Here is a 19,056-nt window from a genome sequence, read left to right on the forward strand (position 1 = left end):
ATTATCTTAATTATTTTCTAGTTCATCCCGCCATTGTATTAAATCTGTTTTTTCTGCTTCGGTGATTTTATGATTCTCAACCAATGTCTCTGCAAGTACATCAAAATTACTGATCGTTGCGAATGGGATACCAGTAGCACTAAACTGTTTATCTGCCTTCTGTAAACCATAGCTAAAAATGGCTAAAACACTTAACACCTTAGCTCCTGCTTCCTGTAATACTACAGCACTGTCTAAGGAGGATCCTCCAGTCGAGATCAAGTCTTCGATGACAATGACATTATCACCTTCTGAAATTTTCCCTTCAATCTGATTTTGTTTACCATGGCCTTTTGGCTTCGATCTCACATAAACCATTGGTAAATCTAAATAAGACGCTAACCATGCAGCATGCGGAATCCCTGCCGTTGCGCAGCCAGCAATCACATCAGGCTTTTCATCCATCTGTTCGATCATTTGCGCAAATTGTTCCACGATTTGTTGTCTTATTTCCGGATATGACATGGTTAAGCGATTGTCACAGTAAATTGGTGACTGAATTCCTGATGTCCAGACAAAAGATCGATCAGGTCGTATTTGAATTGCATCAATATCATATAATGCATATGCCAATTCTTTTGATTTAAGCATGATCCCACTCCTCTAGTACACGTTGATAATTAGCTTTCGGGCTTTCTGCCTGTGTAATACTTCTGCCAATCACCAAATAATCGGCTCCGTTCTGTTTCGCAAGTGCTGGTGTTGCCACTCGTTTTTGATCATTATTACTTACATCTGTTAACCTGATGCCTGGTGTTACCGTCAAAAAGTCTTTGCCGCACACTTCTTTAATTGTACGCACCTCATGGGCCGAACAAACAACACCATCTGCTCCACTTTCTTTCGATAGCAAGGCTAGACGTTGAACTGTCTCGTCCACGGATTGCTTTACATACAATTCCTTTTGCAATGTCTCTTCATCCATGGAAGTAAGTACGGTAACTGCTATCAATTTTGGTAATGATCCATTTGCACCTGCATCAAGTCCTCTTCTGGCTGCTTTGATCATCTCTGAGCCACCAGCAGCATGAACATTTACGATATCCACTCCTAAATGAGCAAGATTGTACATCGCCTTTTCGACAGTTGTTGGAATATCGTGTAATTTCAAGTCTAAAAAAATCGAATGATTCCGTTCTTTTAACCAAGAAATAATGGCTGGACCTTCTCGATAAAATAATTCCATTCCTACTTTGACTGGGACCTCTGCTAAATCATTCGTTTGCAAAAAGTCTTTCACTTCATCCCCAGTCCGAAAATCCAAAGCTAGAAAAAATGGTTTGTTCACGCTTCATGCCCCTTTCCAATTGCATCTTCTACAGATTCAAACCCATATTTATTCAATACGTCTGGTAATGCCTGAATAATCTCAGGGCAGGCTAACGGATTTTGGAAATTGGCTGTTCCTACCGCTACGGCATTTGCACCTGCCAAAAGATATTCTACCACATCTTCAGCAGTCACGATGCCTCCAATACCGATAATCGGAAGATCTAATGCTTGACGCACTTCATAAATCATTCGGATCGCAATTGGTTTTACTGCTGGACCTGATAAGCCACCGGTTTTATTTGCTATGATCGGCTTACGTTGCTTCAAGTTGATTTGCATACCTGTTAACGTATTAATCATGGAGATTCCGTCTGCTCCACCATCAGCTACTGCTTTAGCCATGCCTATGATATTCGCTACATTTGGAGATAGTTTGACGTAAACCGGATAGTTACTTGCTTGCTTTACTGCATACGTCACTTCTTTTGCTAACTCAGGGTCTGTCCCAAATTGCACGCCGCCTTCTTTCACATTGGGACATGAAATATTCAGTTCAAGAGCAGATACGTCTTCTGAACGGTTCAGTGCTTTCGTCACGTGCTCGTATTCTTCAACCGTACTGCCAGCAACATTTGCTATAACAGGTGTATCGAATTGTCTTAAAAAAGGTAGTTCTTCATCAATGATTTTTTCCACACCTGGATTTTGTAAACCAATTGCATTCAACATTCCGCTTGCTGTTTCTGCAACACGTGGAGTCGGGTTACCATAACGTGCCTCTCTAGTAGCGGCTTTTACGATAATCGCACCCAGTTCGTTCAGGTCAAAAAACTGACTGTATTCTTTTCCGAAACCGAAACAGCCGGAAGCAGGCATTACCGGATTCTTTAAAGTCAGTCCTGGCATTTTAGTCGATAAACTCATGTTAACAACACCTCATTCGCCGCAAAGACAGGACCATCCTTACATATTTTTTTCGACTTGGTTGGATCTGTTTTAGATGGAACCACACATGCATAGCACGTACCCACACCACAGCCCATCCGTTCTTCCAATGAAATGTAACCATTATGAGCCTCTAATTGATTAGTTACAGCTTTCAGCATTGGGGTCGGACCGCATGAGAAATAATAATCAAATGCATCAGGAAGCCCTGAAATAATATCTGTGACAAATCCTTGTGAACCATAGCTGCCATCATTAGTAGCAATATGCGTATCCCCTAGCAATTGAAATTTCTCTTCATAAAATACCTGATCTTTATTCTGAAATCCTAGTACACTCGTTACCTTAACACCTTTTTCCTTTAAGGTTTTTGCCAGGTAGTAGAGAGGAGGAACACCGATTCCTCCACCTACTATTAAGGCATGATCAAGCTGTAAATCATCTAAGGGATAGTAACTGCCACACGGTAAAATCACATCTAATGCATCCCCAGCCCGAAACTGGCTTAATTCGCGTGTTCCTTCACCAAAAATTTTAAAGATAATAGTGAAATTGTTATTCTCTTTATCAATACCAGCTACGGAAACTGGTCTTCTAAGCATATGATTCTTTAAGGCAATATGCACAAACTGTCCTGGTTTTAATTCTTTTGCCAATGAAGATTGTAAGACCACTTCAAACGTATCTTCCGCAATTTGAACATGACTTATAATTTGCAGTAATTGTTTGGTTATCAAAGTATTATTGCCTTCCCTTCAACTGCTGGTTTTGCAGTAAACGTAGTTGAGTCAATCACATTCACAATTGCTTCTGCTGTATCAAGGCTTGTTAAACAAGGTACCCCATGTTCCACTGCTTCACGACGAATCCTAAATCCATCTGAACGAGGTTTCTTACCTGATGTTAACGAGTTGACCACAAGCTGTACTTCTCCTTGTTCAATAACAGAGATTACGTTCTTGTCATCTGCTCCTACTTTTCCTACTTCGGTTACTGGCAAATTCATTTCTCTAAGGACGTTTGCAGTACCTTCTGTCGCATACATGGTAAAGCCAAGTTCAAAGAAACGCTGAGCTAGTTGACTTGCTTCTTCTTTGTCTTTATCAGCAACTGTAATCAAGACTGCACCTTCCATTGGTATCTTTAATCCTGAAGCCGTTAATCCTTTATAAAGTGCTTTTTCTAACGTTCTGTCTCGCCCAATTGCTTCCCCGGTCGATTTCATTTCTGGTCCAAGCATTGTATCAACGCTGCGTAATTTCTCAAAGGAGAATACCGGTACTTTTACCGATACTGTTTCTGGTTCTGATAATAATCCCTTTTTGTATCCCATATTGGCTAATGATTCACCAATGATACAACGAGTTGCAATATTTGCCATTGTGACGCCCGTAATCTTACTTAAGAACGGTATGGTACGGCTTGCTCTTGGATTTACTTCCAGCACATAGACTTCATTTTTGTGAACGACAAACTGAATATTGATCAAGCCGCGTACGCCTAATTTTTCCGCGATATTAATGGTAATGTCCACACATTTGTGTTTGATCTCTTCAGATAAACGTTGTGTCGGGTATACCGCAATTGAGTCCCCAGAGTGTACACCAGCGCGTTCAATGTGCTCCATCACGCCTGGTATAATCGTCGTTTCCCCATCACTAATCGCATCTACTTCAACTTCAATACCTGTTAGATATTTGTCAATTAAAACTGGATGCTTATGTTTAATATGATTGGTCTTCGCTAAATAACTTTCCAATTCTTCCTGATTATAGACAATTTCCATCTGACTTCCACCGATAACATACGATGGACGTACTAATACCGGATAGCCAATCTCAGCTGCAGCTTCTTTAGCTTGGTCAAGCTGACGAACGCTTTTACCTTGTGGCTGTGGAATATTTAATTCTTGTAATAATTGTTCGAATTTGTCACGATCCTCTGCTGCATCTATTGCTGTAAGAGGTGTTCCTAGTATTTGAACTCCTCGTCTTTCTAAACCTTCTGCAAGATTGATCGCTGTCTGACCACCGAACTGAACGATTACTCCTTCTGGTTTTTCCAATTCTACAACATGCATGACATCTTCTAATGTTAACGGTTCGAAGTATAGTTTATCCGAAACACTGAAATCAGTAGACACTGTTTCCGGATTACTATTCATGATGATTGCTTCATAACCAGCTTCTTTTAATGCCAGTACGGAGTGCACAGTTGCATAGTCGAATTCAATCCCCTGTCCAATGCGGATCGGTCCAGAGCCAATTACTAATACTTTCTTGCGATTTGTTACTTCTGACTCATTCTCTTCTTCGTATGCACTGTAAAAGTATGGTGTCGCTGATTCAAATTCTGCAGCACACGTATCTACCATTTTATACACTGGTAAGATGTTCTCTGCGATACGCAGTTGGTATACTTCATCTACATCAACATTCCAGACACGAGCGATTTGAGTATCAGATAATCCAAGAGTTTTCGCTTCTTTCAGTAAATCGATATTTTGTGGAATGTCTGCTAATTTACGTTCAAAATCAATGATTTTCTTAATTTTATCTAAGAAGAAGCGATCAATTTTTGTTAAGTTAAAAATCTCTTCAACAGATAGCCCTTTACGTAAAGCTTCCGCTAATACATAAATACGTTCGTCATCAGCTTTCACTAAGCGCTCTTTTAGCACTTTCATTGATTCATCTGCGATTTTAGGTAAATAGAAATCTTCGCCACTAATATCTAATGAACGGATACCTTTTAATAAAGACTCTTCAAAATTACGTCCGATTGCCATAACTTCTCCAGTTGCTTTCATTTGTGTTCCTAGCGTACGATTCCCTAATACAAACTTATCGAATGGAAAGCGTGGGAATTTCGTTACGATATAATCTAGTGCTGGTTCATAACATGCATAAGTTGTTTCCGTAATAGGGTTCATGATTTCATCCAAAGTCATACCTATTGCGATTTTTGCTGCAATTTTCGCAATAGGATAACCTGTAGCCTTCGATGCTAACGCAGAAGATCGACTTACTCGCGGATTTACTTCGATAATATAATATTGAAAACTGTATGGATCGATCGCTAACTGAACGTTACAGCCACCTTCTATTTCCAAAGCACGGATAATTTTCAGTGATGCAGAGCGAAGCATTTGGTATTCTCTGTCACTTAACGTTTGAGATGGAGCTACTACGATGGAATCACCGGTATGTATACCGACCGGATCAATATTTTCCATATTACAAACAACGATAGCTTGATCGTTTTTATCACGCATTACTTCATATTCAATTTCTTTAAAACCAGCAATATTTCGTTCAATTAAACATTGGTTTACCGGAGAAAGCGATAATCCATTTCTAGTAATATCTCTTAAATCTGCTTCATTGTAGCACATTCCACCACCTGTTCCCCCTAATGTATAGGCAGGACGAACAATTAATGGATAACCAATTTCATCGGCAAAATCTAATGCTTGTTCCACTGTATTCACTATTTGACTCTCTGGTACTGGTTCGTTGATTTCATTCATCAACGTTCGGAATTTTTCACGGTCTTCGGCATTTTGAATCGCGTCTAATTTCGTACCTAACAATTCTACATTGTATTCGTGCAAAATACCTGATTCATCTAAAGAAACAGCCAGATTCAAACCTGTTTGACCGCCAAGTGTCGGCAATACTGCGTCAGGGCGTTCTTTTCGAATGATTTTGGACAGGAATTCAACGCTTAAAGGTTCCATATAAACCGTGTCTGCTATCGTATGGTCTGTCATGATCGTCGCTGGATTGGAATTAGCCAAAATAACGGTATAACCTTCTTCTTTTAACGACTGACAAGCTTGCGTTCCAGAATAATCAAACTCCGCAGCCTGTCCGATGACAATTGGTCCTGATCCGATCACTAAAATTTTGTTAATATCTGTTCTTTTTGGCATTAGACTTCCTCCTTGTTTGCACTTTGATAGCTTTCGATCGTTTGCATGAATTTATCAAATAAGTAGTTCGTATCGTCTGGTCCTGGCGAGCTTTCCGGATGATATTGTACGGAAAAAGCCGGATAAACAGTATGCTTAACTCCTTCAACCGTTTTATCATTTAAAGCAACCTGTGTTAGTTCTAAATCAGTCTCTTCTAATGATTCCGCGGTTACCGCATAGCCATGATTCTGTGAAGTCAAATACGTACGCTTCGTTTCATAATCATATACCGGATGGTTCGAACCACGGTGACCAAATTTCAATTTATCCGTATCTGCTCCGCAAGCTAACGAAAGCAGTTGATGGCCTAGGCAAATACCAAAAGTCGGTACCGATGGAATGACATCTTTAATCATTTCGATCGCTTCTGGTACTTTTTTCGGATCTCCTGGTCCGTTGGTAAGCATGATACCATCTGGTTTTAAGCGGAGAATATTATCTGCACTATAATTATATGGTACTACTGTTACATTACAGTTTCGTTTCGTCAATTCACGCAGAATACCATGCTTCATGCCAAAATCAACAAGAACAATACGAAAGCCTCTTCCTGGAGATACGTATGGTTTAATTGTCGAAACCTGTGCAACCTGATCGTGCATCGGAGTTGACTGAGAGAGTTTCTCTTCTGCACGTTCGTCTTCTGCGCCAGCCTCTGTCAAGATGCCACGCATCGTACCATGTTTACGCAAAATCTTTGTCAACTTTCGTGTATCAATACCAGCAATACCAGGAATATTATTGGCTTTTAAAAACTCGTCCAAATTCTCGTCACTGCGAAAATTAGACGGTGTCTGGCAATATTCTTTGACTACAAAACCGAATATGGAAGGATTAATCGTTTCGAAGTCATCGCGATTAATACCGTAATTTCCGATTAACGGATAGGTCATGGTAACAATTTGTCCACAATATGACGGATCTGATAAAGTTTCCTGATAACCAGTCATCCCTGTGTTAAAGACTACTTCCCCAATACTTTCATTTAAGGAACCAAATGCTTCCCCGTTAAATACCGTACCGTCCTCTAAAATTAGCTGTCTTCTCATCGTACTGCCTCCTCATATACTGTCTCACCTTGATAAATGGTCATAACTGGTTTACCTTTCACTTGCCATTGATCAAATGGTGTGTTTTGTCCTTTTGACAGAAACGTTGATTTGTCAATGGCTAGTTGATTGTTTAAGTCAATCAATGTCAGATCTGCACTTGCACCAAGCTCAATCCGACCGTATGGCAGACCAAATGTTTTAGCTGGTTTGATTGTCATCCAGTCAATCAGCTGCTTCAATGTGAAAATCCCTTTTTCTACGAAATGAGTATGCAATAAGCTAAAAGCTGTCTCAAATCCTACAATTCCAAATGGTGCTTCTGTCATACCGTTAGCTTTTTCGGCTGTGGTATGTGGGGCATGATCGGTTGCAATAAAATCAATTGTCCCATCAAGCAATCCATCAATTAAAGCTTGGTGATCTTCAATTGCACGCAATGGCGGGTTCATTTTGAAATTAGCATCATCTTCCTTAATGCTATTTTCATTGATTAATAGATGATGTGGTGTAACTTCTGCCGTCACTTTAATACCAGCTCGTTTCGCATCGCGAATCACACGAACCGATTCTTTCGTACTAACATGACAGACGTGATAATGACAGTCCGCCGCTTCTGCTAAAAGTACGTCTCTCGCTATCTGGACAGATTCACAAATAGATGGAATGCCTGGTAAGCCTAGTTGTTCACTAACTTTCCCTTCATGCATCACGCCACTATGGATCAACGTGTTTTCTTCGCAATGTGCCACAATTGGCATATTGATTGATGCTGCTTGTTGCATAGCTTTCAGCATCATGTCAGCTGATTGAATGCCAACACCATCATCAGTATAGGCAAAGGCACCAGCTTCTTTTAATGCTTTCATATCCGTTAATTTGTTGCCTACTAATCGTTCCGTAATGGACGCATACGGTAACACTCTAATCTGGGCCGTATCCTCGATTTTTGCTTGAATCATATCTAAAATCTCTACTGAATCAGGAGTGGGCTGCGTATTAGGCATCGCACACACCGTCGTATAACCGCCACGTGCTGCCGCAGCTGTACCGGTTGCGATCGTTTCTTTTGTCTCCCCGCCTGGTTCACGAAGATGGACATGTACATCGACAAATCCAGGCGTTACCAGATGGCCTTGCCCATCGATTTTTTCCGCATCATCCGCGGTAAGGTGAGTTCCAATAGCCGCAATCTTTCCATTTTCAATTAAAAGCTCACACGATTGTGTGGATCCATTATCCAGTAATTGCTTGACGTTTGTTAATAGTCTTTTCATGAAAAGTTCCCCCTTGATTTAGCAGTGTCTCGATGACAGCCATTCTTGTAGCTACACCATTCTGCATTTGTTTAAATATTCTGGAACGTCCACATTCAACAAGGTGTGTATCAATTTCTACTCCACGGTTAACAGGAGCCGGATGCATAATGATTGCATCATGTTTCATTTTCGCTTCCCTCGCCAATGTGAGTCCGTATTGCTCTAAGTAACTTTCCTGCTGAAATGAAACATGATCCTGATGTCTTTCATGCTGAATCCTTAACAGCATAAATACATCTGCTATCTCTGTAGCTTCATCAATCGGTACATATGGGTACGGTAATGTGTTATCCTGCCATTGTTCCATCCCTGTTAAGTAGACTTCAGCACCTAACGTTGACAATGCATATGCATTGGATCTTGCAACCCGACTATGTTTGATGTCACCAGCGATTACCACTTTAACTCCTTTGAATTGTTGAAATTCCTGATAGATCGTAACCAAATCAAGCAGTGACTGGGTCGGATGTTCCCCCGTCCCATCTCCTGCATTAATGACAGGGATGGAAATGGAGTCAGCTAGTTGGCTTGCGATATTTTCTTGCTGATGACGCAGGACGATGACGTTTGCGCCAATCGATTCAAATGTTCTTGCCGTGTCATAAATACTTTCACCCTTCGTTACACTAGAGGAATCAGCGGCAAAATCTAATGGTTCGATACCTAGTTTTCGTTCCGCTACAACAAAACTCATTTTGGTTCTTGTACTCGGTTCAAAGAAAAGATTTGCAGCAAAAAATGGTGACTGAAATGGGACAGTACCATGTTTACTAATATAATCTGCCTTTTTTACCAGTTGAAGAATATCTGCTTCGCTTTGATCCTTCATTGTCACAAAATGTTTCATCTAACATTCCTCCCTAAGAATTATACTATCTATTTATTGATCATCTTCAGGTGAAGAGAACATGCTGCCATTGCCATAACCTGTTTCTTTTCCTGGCAGAACAAGATTTAAAATCAGTCCGATAAATGCAGACAGTGCCATACCAGCGATCGTAACTACCTGACCATTACCGATTGGTATATTTACATATGCTCCACCAATCCCAATCACTAAGATTACGGAAGAGATGACTAAATTACGCTTGATTCCTAAGTCCACCTGATTGTCGATTAACATTCTCAGACCACTTGAAGCGATAATACCGAACAACAGGATTGACACACCACCCATCACAGGTGTTGGAATTGAACTAATGATTTCGGTGATAATACCGATAAACCCGAAGAGTATCGCAAGAAAGGCAGCTCCGCCAATGACAAATACACTGAATACGCGGGTAATGGCCAATACGCCGATATTTTCTCCATATGTTGTGTTCGGCGGTCCACCAAGGAATGATGCAATCATCGTTGCCACCCCATCCCCCATAATGGAACGGTGAAGACCAGGCTTTTTAATAAAGTTTTTTCCGACTACTTTTGAAAGTACCATCTGGTCACCAATATGTTCTGCTACTGTTACAACAGCGATTGGAACCATTAATAACACTACGGAAAGATTCAATACTTCGAAAGGCTGGTAGTCGACGAACGGAATCACAAAATTCGGTACAAGAAAAAGGGAATGGAAGAATTCGCCGATTGAATTACTCGATATTATTTGTGTCCATGCTGCCCGGACACCACTTGTATCTAAAACAGTCACTCCCGTAATTGCTGTAATCACTAAGGAATACGTATAACCGCCAATTATCCCGATTAAAATCGGTATGATACCAAAAATTCCTTTAAAAAGTAGTGATGCAAGAATTGTGATTAGCAATGTTACTGCCGCTGCACTGAAATGAACCGCGCTGTATTCTCCATCGACGTTCATTGCCATATCAACCGCAGTTGGTGCCAAACCTAATCCGATCACAATAATGACAGGTCCGACTACGACTGGTGGCAATACTTTAATAACCCAATCTGTACCAAATGCTGCGATTAAAAGCGACAAAATTCCGTAAACAATACCTGCCAGGAAACTCCCCATCATGACGCCTCCGGTTCCACCTAATGCCATTGCACTGGTGATTGGCGTAATGAAAGCAAAGCTGGAGCCTAAATAGGCTGGAATTTGCCCTTTGGTAATGATAATATAGGCTAATGTACCTAACCCACTTGATACTAAGGCAACAGCTGTTGAAAGATCTGTTAAATAAGGTACTAAAATGGTCGAACCAAACATTGCAAATAGATGCTGTATACTAAAGAGTATCCATTTTGATATTTTTGGTACTTCTTGTACATCTAAAACTACATTTTTGTCTTTCATTGTTGTAACTCCCTCTTGTCTTTTAAAGAAAAATTTTGTTCTTAAAAAATTTTGCCACGTCGCATGACGACTCTGATAAAATTTTATACTTTCCAACGAATAAAAAAACCTCTTTGCTAGGTCGCAAAGAGGCAGACGTGTCCTCAAAATGATACACGTTTCTCAAGATTGCAACCTTTTAAGCATCTCTGTACTTTTTTAAAGGTCTTTATTTATTTTTTTCGAATATACTAACGCTGTCTGACTGATCGATTTCAGCTAATTTTACTGTAATAATTTCACCCTGTGAGGTCGGAATGTTTTTCCCGATGAAATCTGCTCGAATCGGCAATTCACGATGACCTCTGTCTACCAGCACTGCCAATTGTACCTGTGATGGTCTTCCTTGATCCATGATAGCATCCATCGCAGCCCTTACTGTTCTTCCTGTATAGAGAACATCATCAACTAAAATAACTTTCTTACCTGATACTTGTTCATGTAGATTCGTTTCATTAAGTTGTGGCTCCTGATGATCAGCAACGGGTGATAAATCATCACGATAAAGGGTGATGTCCAATTCACCAATTGGCACTTCTACTCCTTCAATATCTTTGATTCTCTCTTGCAGTCGTCTAGCAATTGGTACTCCTCTGGTTTTGATCCCAACAAGCATTAGTCCGTCTACACCTTTATTCCGTTCTAATATTTCGTGGGCAATTCTGGTCAGTGCTCTACTCATTGCCGCTGCATCAAGTACATTTGCTTTTTTATTCATCATAAAAACCTCACTTTAATTCCTGTATTTATACTTAGATCATTTGCGTTATATAGTATAAAAAAATCCTTATTCTCCGCGAGAGAATAAGGATTCTGGGCATACGTATAGCTATGCTAACCGTCTTCCTTTTCAGCCTCACGGGACTGTTTTAAAAGGTCTTTATGATACTGTTAATAGTATGACAAATCCGAGTTGTAAAGTCAATAACTTTTGCGAATATTTTCTAAAACTTGCTCGAATTTCGTCGGTAAAGGTGCTTCAAATTCCATTTGCTCATCTGTGACCGGATGGACAAACTTTAATTGATAGGCATGTAATGCTTGTCCTTCCACATCAATCGTCTTTCGTTGTCCATATTTCGGATCACCTACTAACGGGTAACCGATATATTTCATATGCACACGAATCTGGTGTGTTCTTCCAGTTTCTAACATACATTTCACAAAAGTGAATTTACCATGCAATCGTTCGATTACTTCAAAATGCGTCACAGCAGGTTTTCCTTTTTCAGTTACCGCCATGAGCTGTCGATTTTTTTCACTGCGGCCAACAGGGGCATCGATCGTACCGTAATCATGCGGTATATCACCATGCACTATCGCTTTATAAGACCGTTTCATCGTTTTCTCTTTTAATTGCTTTGCTAGTCGTTCATGTGCTTTATCATGCTTCGCAACGACTAATAATCCACTGGTGTCTTTGTCAATTCGATGTACAATACCAGGCCGTTTCACACCATTTATTCCGGACATATCATCACAGTGATACAACAAGGCATTTACTAATGTGTCTTCAAAATGCCCTGCTGCAGGATGAACAACCATCCCACTCTGTTTATTGATAACTAAAATATCCTGATCTTCATAGACAATATCGATCGGTATATTTTTAGGCTCCACATCAAGTGGCTTGGCAACAGGTACCATCCATTCGATTGTATCTCCATTTTGACATTTATAATTTTGTTTGACCACTTTATCATTTACAGACACTAAATCTTTCTCGAACCACATTTTTATTTGTGATCTGGAAAAGTCCTCGGTTACGTCGACAAGTAATTTATCAATTCTTGTGCCTGCTTCTTCATTTGTTACTTGATAAGAAAACTCACTCATTTTTTCGTGTTACTCCTTTTTTGATTCCGTTCATCAAAGAATGTGTAGATAAATATAAAAATGACACCAACTACTAATGCTGAATCAGCGATATTAAAGATCGGATAATCGTAACTGCCAATATAAACATCAAAAAAGTCGACTACCTCTTTCCGGAACAACCGATCAATAAAATTCCCAATCGCTCCGCCAAGTACGAACGCCAAGGCAATGCCCAGCCATTTGCTTTCTTTCGCAAATTTCTGGATATAGAAAATAATAAAGCCAATGACAATAATCGTTATAATATAAAAGAATCCCATTTGACCTTGCAAAATTCCCCATGCTGCCCCTGAATTTCGATGAGACGTTATGTAAAAAAAGGATTCAATTACCGTTAAGCGATCGCCGATTTCCATGTTTGCGACAACCAGATATTTGGTTACCTGATCAACTAATATAACTGCTAATGCTATAAGATATACTCGCCACATAATGTACCTCCGCTTATTCTCTTACATACCTTTCACATTATACCACTAATATCTCAAATGAAAAAGTGGCTTCGATATAACAGAAGTGCGTATGCTGAAAATCGAACAAACCAGATATAAAAAAACTCTGCAAGTTACCAATTAATACGAAGTTGAAGCAAACTGCGAAGTAAATACCGCTCAAAATGCTACCTCTTACATCAGTTGTGAAATATTAACATTAGCGTAGGCCAACCACGTAGACTCCCACGGGGATTGTGCAGGTGCTGAAGATCCACTTTGTGAAGCGATCTTCTTTACAAAGTTAGCTTCAGCCGTGCCCCGCAGGACGCGAAGTGATTGGCCGGAGCGGAATTTAAGCACAGTATATATGTCAATATGATCTCAAAGCTGATCATCACGTTCATTTTTTACGGTTATATACGAAGTTACTTCATAGTTTATAGATACAGTTCAATAGACAAAGCCGAACATAACACGAATGTTAGTTAAAAACATTTCGTGGGATGTTCGGCTATGATTTGACTAAAACACTTTTGCTCCAGCCTCCTAGCAGACGGATTACTCTGCTATGTCCTGATAATTTTCTTTTACAACTTGAGCGCAGCGTTGACAAAGTGTTGGGTGGTCAGGGTCTTCTCCTACTGTATCTGCTACAACCCAGCAGCGTTCACACGTTTCACCATCGTGTTTGTTAATGTGAACAGAAACATGGTCATATTGCTTACCCACTTCAAGTTGATCAACCACTTCAACATGTGAAACGATCAATAACTGATGTAAATAAGGGATTTCCTGCAATAATGTCGCAATTTCCTGGTTGTTTGCTTTTAGCGTTACCGCTGCCTCTAAAGATTTACCAATTGTTTTCTCTGCACGAGCTTCTTCTAAGGCTTTGAGAATATCATCTCGTACTTCCATGAATTGAGACCATTTAGCAGCCAAAACTTCTTGATCTGGTAATTCTTTAGGTTCTGGCATATCTGCTAACTGTGGTGAAGCAGCTTCCACTCCCGGAATGTATTGCCACACTTCTTCCATTGTATGGGTTAGAATCGGCGTCAACAGTTGAACAAGTGACGTAATGATTTCATGATAAACTGTTTGAATGCTACGTCTTCTATGATCATTTTCTGCTTCAATATATAAAATATCTTTGGCAAAATCTAGATAGAACGAGCTTAAATCAATCGTACAGAAGTGATGGATTGTTTGATAGACAGTAGAGAAATCATACGCATCATACGCTTTACGTGCTTTCTCGATCACTTGTTGCAAACGGTAGAGCATATAACGATCAATTTCTTCTAACTTCTCATCTGCGACTTTATCTTCTACATTGAAATCTGCTAAGTTACCTAAAAGGAAGCGGAACGTATTTCGAATTTTTCGATAGCCTTCTGCAGATTGTTTGATAATCTCATCAGAAATACGTACATCCGCCTGATAATCAACAGATGCTACCCATAAACGAAGGATATCTGCACCATATTGTTTCATAATTTTTGAAGGAACAACGACATTACCTACCGATTTACTCATCTTACGGCCTTGACCGTCTAGCGCAAAACCATGACTAATGACAGTTTCGTACGGTGATTTACCCGTTACAGCTACAGCTGTCGAGATCGATGAATTAAACCAGCCGCGATATTGGTCTGATCCTTCCAAATATACATCAGCAGGTCGCTGTAATTCTTCTCTTGATTCCAGTACCCCTTGATGGGAACTGCCAGAGTCGAACCAAACGTCCATAATGTCGGTTTCTTTGGTGAATTCACCATTTGGACTGTGTTCTGAGCTGAATCCAGCTGGAAGTAAATCTGTCGTGTCCCAATCAAACCAGATATTTGAACCATGCTCTTCAAATAATCCTGCTACATGCTCAATGGTTTCATCATTAATAATCGGCGTTTTATCCTCGCCATAGAAAACAGGAATTGGTACACCCCAAGTACGTTGTCTCGAAATACACCAATCTTCGCGATCGCGAACCATGTTAAATAATCTTGTTTCGCCCCATCCTGGCAACCAGTTAATTCGCTTGATTTCAGAGAGAATGTCTTCACGGAAATCTTTAATCGATGCAAACCACTGACTAGTCGCACGGAAAATTGTTGGTTTCTTCGTACGCCAATCATGAGGATAAGAATGTGTAATGAAATTCATCTTTAACAATGCGTTTGTTTCTTTTAGTTTTTCTGTTACTACTTTATTTGCTGCATCATAGAACAAGCCTTCGAAACCAGGCGCTTCTTCCGTAAAGTTACCTCTTTCATCAACCGGACAAAGTACATCCAAACCGTATTTTTTCCCGATGATAAAGTCATCTTCACCATGTCCAGGTGCTGTGTGGACAAGTCCTGTACCACTTTCTGTTGTAACGTGCTCTCCTAAAATTACTAATGATTCACGATCATAAAATGGATGCTGTGCCACAACATATTCCGCATCCTGACCTTTAAAAGATTTGACTACTTCTGCTTGCTGCCATTCTAATTGTTCTGTTACTTCTTCCAGTAAATCATGAGCAACGATATACTTCGATCCTGCTTCTTTTACCACTACATATTCTAAATTCGGATGAACAGAGATTGCTAAGTTCGCCGGAATCGTCCAAGGCGTTGTCGTCCAAATAACGAACTTCTCGTCACCATCCAGCAACTGTTTGCCATCCCTCACATCAAATGCCACATAAATCGATGCAGATCGTTTATCCTGATATTCGATTTCTGCTTCCGCTAATGCAGACTCGGAAGATGGAGACCAGTATACAGGTTTACGTCCTTTATAGATATAGCCTTTTTTCGCCATCTCGCCGAACACTTTAATTTGAGCCGCTTCATATGATTTATCCAGAGTGATATAAGGATTTTCCCAATCCCCTCTTACACCAAGCTGTTTAAATTGAGTACGTTGGTTATCAATTTGTTTTAACGCATATTCAGCACATTTCTGTCTAAATTCAGATACCGTCATTTTCTTACGGTTTACTTTTTTCTTAGCCAGCGCCTGTTCAATTGGCAATCCGTGTGTATCCCAGCCTGGAACATATGGTGCGTGAAAGCCGGCCATCGACTTATATTTCACGATAAAGTCTTTTAATACTTTATTTAACGCATGCCCCATGTGAATATCGCCATTAGCGTACGGAGGGCCATCATGGAGCATAAACAATGGTCTTCCTTCTGTACGTTGTTGTACTTGTTGATAGAGATGTTCGCTATCCCATTTTTCTTGCAGTTTCGGTTCTTTGTTCGGTAAATTACCACGCATTGGGAAATCTGTTTGCGGCATTTTTAACGTTTTTTTGTATTCCAATTTGCATCCTCCTATTTAATTTCTGTTGATAATCTCATTCACAATACTAAGTAATGTTACCTTTTTAGGTCCATTTTAATTGTCTCACAGGACCATAAAAAAACTCCTCATCCCAAAAAGGGACGAGGAGTTCTCGCGGTACCACCCTTATAGACAGCAAGATCTTTCGTACTGTCCACTCAGCAATTCGTAACGTGAATGATTCGTTTACACTTACTCTATTTCGGTGTAACTACTCATGGGTGATCTTCTATTAAAGGGCTAAATTAGGCTCCCACTATCCCTAAATCGCTACGTTAGCATACTTTAATATACTGTCCCAATCCTAGTATTTAACTAACATCATCAAAAGTTTGTAATAAGAATTATATGTAATAATTCTTATTTCGTCAAGGCTTAATAATGTGTTGACTCTTCTTGTGCGGATTCGTCTTCATCCTGATCGAAATCCATATCGAAGAGCCCGTCCCAATCTTTATTATCCAAAAGGTCAAGCTGAGCTTCTACTAACATTTTCAATCTTGTGCGAAAGACCTTGGCTTGCTTCTTTAATTCTTCCACTTCCAACGCGATAGATCTTGATTTATGTAGAGCCTCATTAATAATTCGATCGGCATTTTTCTCTGCTTCTTTTATAATTAATTTCGATTCTTTTTTGGCGTTTTCTTTTACTTCTTCCGCTGTTTCTTGTGCAACCAGAATGGATTTATTCAAGGTTGATTCAATATTTGAGAAATGACTCAGCTTCTCATTTAAATGATCGACTTTTTCATTCAGTTCCTTCTTTTCACGAATGACTGTCTCATAATCTTTAATGACTTGATCCAGAAATTCATTCACATCATCTTCATCATAACCGCGAAATCCTCTGGCGAACTCTTTGTTATGAATATCGAGCGGTGTTAAAGGCACATTGGCCACCTCCTAATAGATGTCTTTCTTTTATACATTATCTTATCATACTTTTTAGGCAAGTCAGCAAAATTTTCGCAAAAATTATAATAATTTCTCATAATTGATCCTAAATTTATCTTTTTTTGTCATTCCTTGTAGTTCTGCTATCCGTGATCTGCCTTTTCCTCTTACCGAAATCATATCGGCTTCTTCCAAAGTAAAAGCTGGCTGTTCGATCGTTTGAAAATTTACTTTGACAAAACCTTTCTTAATAAGTGTTAAAGCTTGTTGTCGAGACATCTGGTACATTTCTTTCATTAGCACATCTAAACGTAAGGATGCGCATGTAGCAGTGCGTGATTGCCACTGATCCTGACTAATCAGCCGATTTGATAACCCCACTCGTTCAAATTGAATTCCAGCCTTCTTAATTCCGGTAATGTTGGCAATTAAATAGGCAGATATATCTTCTGTAACGAGGATCTGTATGACATTATCATGTATCACAATGTCACCTATTTTTTTCCGTTTGATACCAGCAGACAAAAATGCACCAAGTACATCACGATGTTCAATGGATACGAATTTATCCGGAAAAGTCGCTTGCAGCAGCTCTAATTCAAAATCAATATCGGTGATTTCTTCATAGTATGGTGCCAGAATTGCTCTTTTACGTTCGGCATGATCCCAGCCTCCAGCAAACGAAAGCGATAATTCTTCATCATTTCCAATAATGGATTGAAGTATTCGTTGTTCACGAGGATGTAAAAAATCGATGAGTTTGCGCTGGTAACGAGTTGTAATTTCCTCCCGCCAAGATAAAACTTGATCTATGAACGGGTATTCTTCTTTTCTAAAATGTTGATAAAGGTCCATTTAATCACCTGTCGTCTATGTAATACTGGATTTAAAGCAGATTAAAAAATAAAAAGCCTAATCCGCGCATCGCAAATTGTAATACAAATAAAGCAACGATTGGCGAAATGTCAATCATGCCACCGATAGGAGGAATTATCTTGCGGAACGGCTCTAAATAAGGCTCAACGATGGAGCCGAGAAAATTACCGATAGAAGATTGTCGTGCTCCCGGAAACCAGGACATTAAAATATAAATAATGATCGCATACGTATAAAGCTGCATTGCGTAATATAATATCTCATATAACATATACATTGAATTGATTACCACCTTTGTTCTGGATCTACTTCCTCCATTATTTCAGTAATATTACCTGATATTTCAATATTTTCAGGTGTACATAAGAAGGTCTGTGAACCTAATTTTTTTATTTGACCAGATACAGCATATACTGTACCACTCATAAAATCAATAATTTGACGGGCCTGCTGATTATCTACTCGCTGCAGATTGATGACAACCGATCGCCGGTTTACAATATGATCGGCAATGTCTTGTACTTCATTATAGTTTCTAGGTTCACATAATACCATTTTCGTATTCTTTTGTACCGAAGATAAGCTGACGACATTTGTTTTATCCTCTTTGCGCTGACTTCTTCTCATTGGTTCTGCTTCTGCAGAAGATTCCTGTTCCAGCTCCTCTTCTACTATTTCATATTCTTCATCTTCGAGTCCGAAAAGATTACGAAATTTTCCTTTCATACTCATC

The 19,056-nt window shown here is 39.6% G+C and carries 17 protein-coding genes and 1 other annotated feature; all 17 genes read right to left on the minus strand.

Going from position 1 to position 19,056, the window contains the following annotated elements; translation table 11 throughout:
- Positions 1-6: 6 nt before the first annotated feature.
- Positions 7-630 (minus strand): orotate phosphoribosyltransferase, encoded by a 624-nt coding sequence (gene pyrE / locus MUN88_RS18030; RefSeq protein WP_244717684.1) that lies wholly within the window; start codon positions 628-630, stop codon positions 7-9.
- Positions 623-1,327: an orotidine-5'-phosphate decarboxylase gene (pyrF, locus tag MUN88_RS18035; RefSeq protein WP_244717686.1), complete on the minus strand. Its 705-nt coding sequence runs from the start codon at positions 1,325-1,327 to the stop codon at positions 623-625. Before pyrF ends, pyrE begins: the two co-directional genes overlap by 8 nt.
- A complete protein-coding gene (locus MUN88_RS18040) occupies positions 1,324-2,235 on the minus strand; it encodes a dihydroorotate dehydrogenase (protein ID WP_244717689.1) in 912 nt (303 codons plus the stop codon). Before MUN88_RS18040 ends, pyrF begins: the two co-directional genes overlap by 4 nt.
- Positions 2,232-2,993 carry a dihydroorotate dehydrogenase electron transfer subunit gene (locus MUN88_RS18045; RefSeq protein WP_244717692.1) on the minus strand — a complete coding sequence of 254 codons (762 nt, stop codon included), beginning with the start codon at positions 2,991-2,993 and terminating at the stop codon, positions 2,232-2,234. The genes MUN88_RS18040 and MUN88_RS18045 overlap by 4 nt, the downstream gene beginning before the upstream one ends.
- Positions 2,990-6,190: a carbamoyl-phosphate synthase large subunit gene (carB, locus tag MUN88_RS18050; protein WP_244717696.1), complete on the minus strand. Its 3,201-nt coding sequence runs from the start codon at positions 6,188-6,190 to the stop codon at positions 2,990-2,992. The genes MUN88_RS18045 and carB overlap by 4 nt, the downstream gene beginning before the upstream one ends.
- Positions 6,190-7,281, minus strand: coding sequence for a carbamoyl phosphate synthase small subunit (locus MUN88_RS18055; protein WP_244717699.1), 1,092 nt, complete (start codon positions 7,279-7,281; stop codon positions 6,190-6,192). The genes carB and MUN88_RS18055 overlap by 1 nt, the downstream gene beginning before the upstream one ends.
- Positions 7,278-8,558 carry a dihydroorotase gene (pyrC, locus tag MUN88_RS18060; protein WP_244717702.1) on the minus strand — a complete coding sequence of 427 codons (1,281 nt, stop codon included), beginning with the start codon at positions 8,556-8,558 and terminating at the stop codon, positions 7,278-7,280. The genes MUN88_RS18055 and pyrC overlap by 4 nt, the downstream gene beginning before the upstream one ends.
- A complete protein-coding gene (locus MUN88_RS18065) occupies positions 8,518-9,447 on the minus strand; it encodes an aspartate carbamoyltransferase catalytic subunit (protein ID WP_244717705.1) in 930 nt (309 codons plus the stop codon). Before MUN88_RS18065 ends, pyrC begins: the two co-directional genes overlap by 41 nt.
- Positions 9,448-9,480: 33 nt before the next feature.
- On the minus strand, positions 9,481-10,863 hold the full coding sequence (locus tag MUN88_RS18070) for a solute carrier family 23 protein (RefSeq protein WP_244717708.1): 1,383 nt from the start codon (positions 10,861-10,863) through the stop codon (positions 9,481-9,483).
- A gap of 208 nt (positions 10,864-11,071) precedes the next feature.
- Entirely contained in the window at positions 11,072-11,620 is a 549-nt protein-coding gene (gene pyrR, locus MUN88_RS18075; RefSeq protein ID WP_244724602.1) for a bifunctional pyr operon transcriptional regulator/uracil phosphoribosyltransferase PyrR, read from the minus strand.
- A 203-nt stretch (positions 11,621-11,823) separates the two neighbouring features.
- A complete protein-coding gene (locus MUN88_RS18080) occupies positions 11,824-12,738 on the minus strand; it encodes an RluA family pseudouridine synthase (RefSeq protein ID WP_244717711.1) in 915 nt (304 codons plus the stop codon).
- Positions 12,735-13,211, minus strand: coding sequence for a signal peptidase II (gene lspA, locus MUN88_RS18085; RefSeq protein WP_244717714.1), 477 nt, complete (start codon positions 13,209-13,211; stop codon positions 12,735-12,737). The genes MUN88_RS18080 and lspA overlap by 4 nt, the downstream gene beginning before the upstream one ends.
- A gap of 561 nt (positions 13,212-13,772) precedes the next feature.
- Entirely contained in the window at positions 13,773-16,532 is a 2,760-nt protein-coding gene (gene ileS / locus MUN88_RS18090; RefSeq protein ID WP_244717717.1) for an isoleucine--tRNA ligase, read from the minus strand.
- Between the two features lie 115 nt (positions 16,533-16,647).
- Positions 16,648-16,868, minus strand: a binding site (T-box leader).
- A 60-nt stretch (positions 16,869-16,928) separates the two neighbouring features.
- Positions 16,929-17,444, minus strand: a complete 516-nt coding sequence (locus MUN88_RS18095; protein WP_244717720.1) for a DivIVA domain-containing protein — start codon at positions 17,442-17,444, stop codon at positions 16,929-16,931.
- Positions 17,445-17,528: 84 nt separating this feature from the next.
- Entirely contained in the window at positions 17,529-18,302 is a 774-nt protein-coding gene (locus tag MUN88_RS18100; protein WP_244717723.1) for a YlmH family RNA-binding protein, read from the minus strand.
- 31 nt (positions 18,303-18,333) lie between these two features.
- Positions 18,334-18,600 carry a YggT family protein gene (locus tag MUN88_RS18105; RefSeq protein WP_244717725.1) on the minus strand — a complete coding sequence of 89 codons (267 nt, stop codon included), beginning with the start codon at positions 18,598-18,600 and terminating at the stop codon, positions 18,334-18,336.
- A gap of 8 nt (positions 18,601-18,608) precedes the next feature.
- Entirely contained in the window at positions 18,609-19,055 is a 447-nt protein-coding gene (locus MUN88_RS18110) for a cell division protein SepF (RefSeq protein ID WP_244717728.1), read from the minus strand.
- Position 19,056: the final 1 nt, after the last annotated feature.

The sequence above is a fragment of the Gracilibacillus caseinilyticus genome (genome assembly GCF_022919115.1).
Lineage (GTDB): Bacteria > Bacillota > Bacilli > Bacillales > Amphibacillaceae > Gracilibacillus > Gracilibacillus caseinilyticus.

Excerpts from the sequence above, each read along its gene's own strand:
- pyrE (WP_244717684.1), bottom strand. The coding sequence starts at position 630 with ATGCTTAAATCAAAAGAATTGGCATATGCATTATATGATATTGATGCA.
- MUN88_RS18040 (WP_244717689.1), bottom strand. The coding sequence starts at position 2,235 with ATGAGTTTATCGACTAAAATGCCAGGACTGACTTTAAAGAATCCGGTA.
- carB (WP_244717696.1), bottom strand. The coding sequence starts at position 6,190 with ATGCCAAAAAGAACAGATATTAACAAAATTTTAGTGATCGGATCAGGA.
- MUN88_RS18055 (WP_244717699.1), bottom strand. The coding sequence starts at position 7,281 with ATGAGAAGACAGCTAATTTTAGAGGACGGTACGGTATTTAACGGGGAA.
- pyrC (WP_244717702.1), bottom strand. The coding sequence starts at position 8,558 with ATGAAAAGACTATTAACAAACGTCAAGCAATTACTGGATAATGGATCC.
- MUN88_RS18065 (WP_244717705.1), bottom strand. The coding sequence starts at position 9,447 with ATGAAACATTTTGTGACAATGAAGGATCAAAGCGAAGCAGATATTCTT.
- MUN88_RS18070 (WP_244717708.1), bottom strand. The coding sequence starts at position 10,863 with ATGAAAGACAAAAATGTAGTTTTAGATGTACAAGAAGTACCAAAAATA.
- pyrR (WP_244724602.1), bottom strand. The coding sequence starts at position 11,620 with ATGAATAAAAAAGCAAATGTACTTGATGCAGCGGCAATGAGTAGAGCA.
- MUN88_RS18080 (WP_244717711.1), bottom strand. The coding sequence starts at position 12,738 with ATGAGTGAGTTTTCTTATCAAGTAACAAATGAAGAAGCAGGCACAAGA.
- lspA (WP_244717714.1), bottom strand. The coding sequence starts at position 13,211 with ATGTGGCGAGTATATCTTATAGCATTAGCAGTTATATTAGTTGATCAG.
- MUN88_RS18100 (WP_244717723.1), bottom strand. The coding sequence starts at position 18,302 with ATGGACCTTTATCAACATTTTAGAAAAGAAGAATACCCGTTCATAGAT.
- MUN88_RS18105 (WP_244717725.1), bottom strand. The coding sequence starts at position 18,600 with ATGTATATGTTATATGAGATATTATATTACGCAATGCAGCTTTATACG.
- MUN88_RS18110 (WP_244717728.1), bottom strand. The coding sequence starts at position 19,055 with ATGAGTATGAAAGGAAAATTTCGTAATCTTTTCGGACTCGAAGATGAA.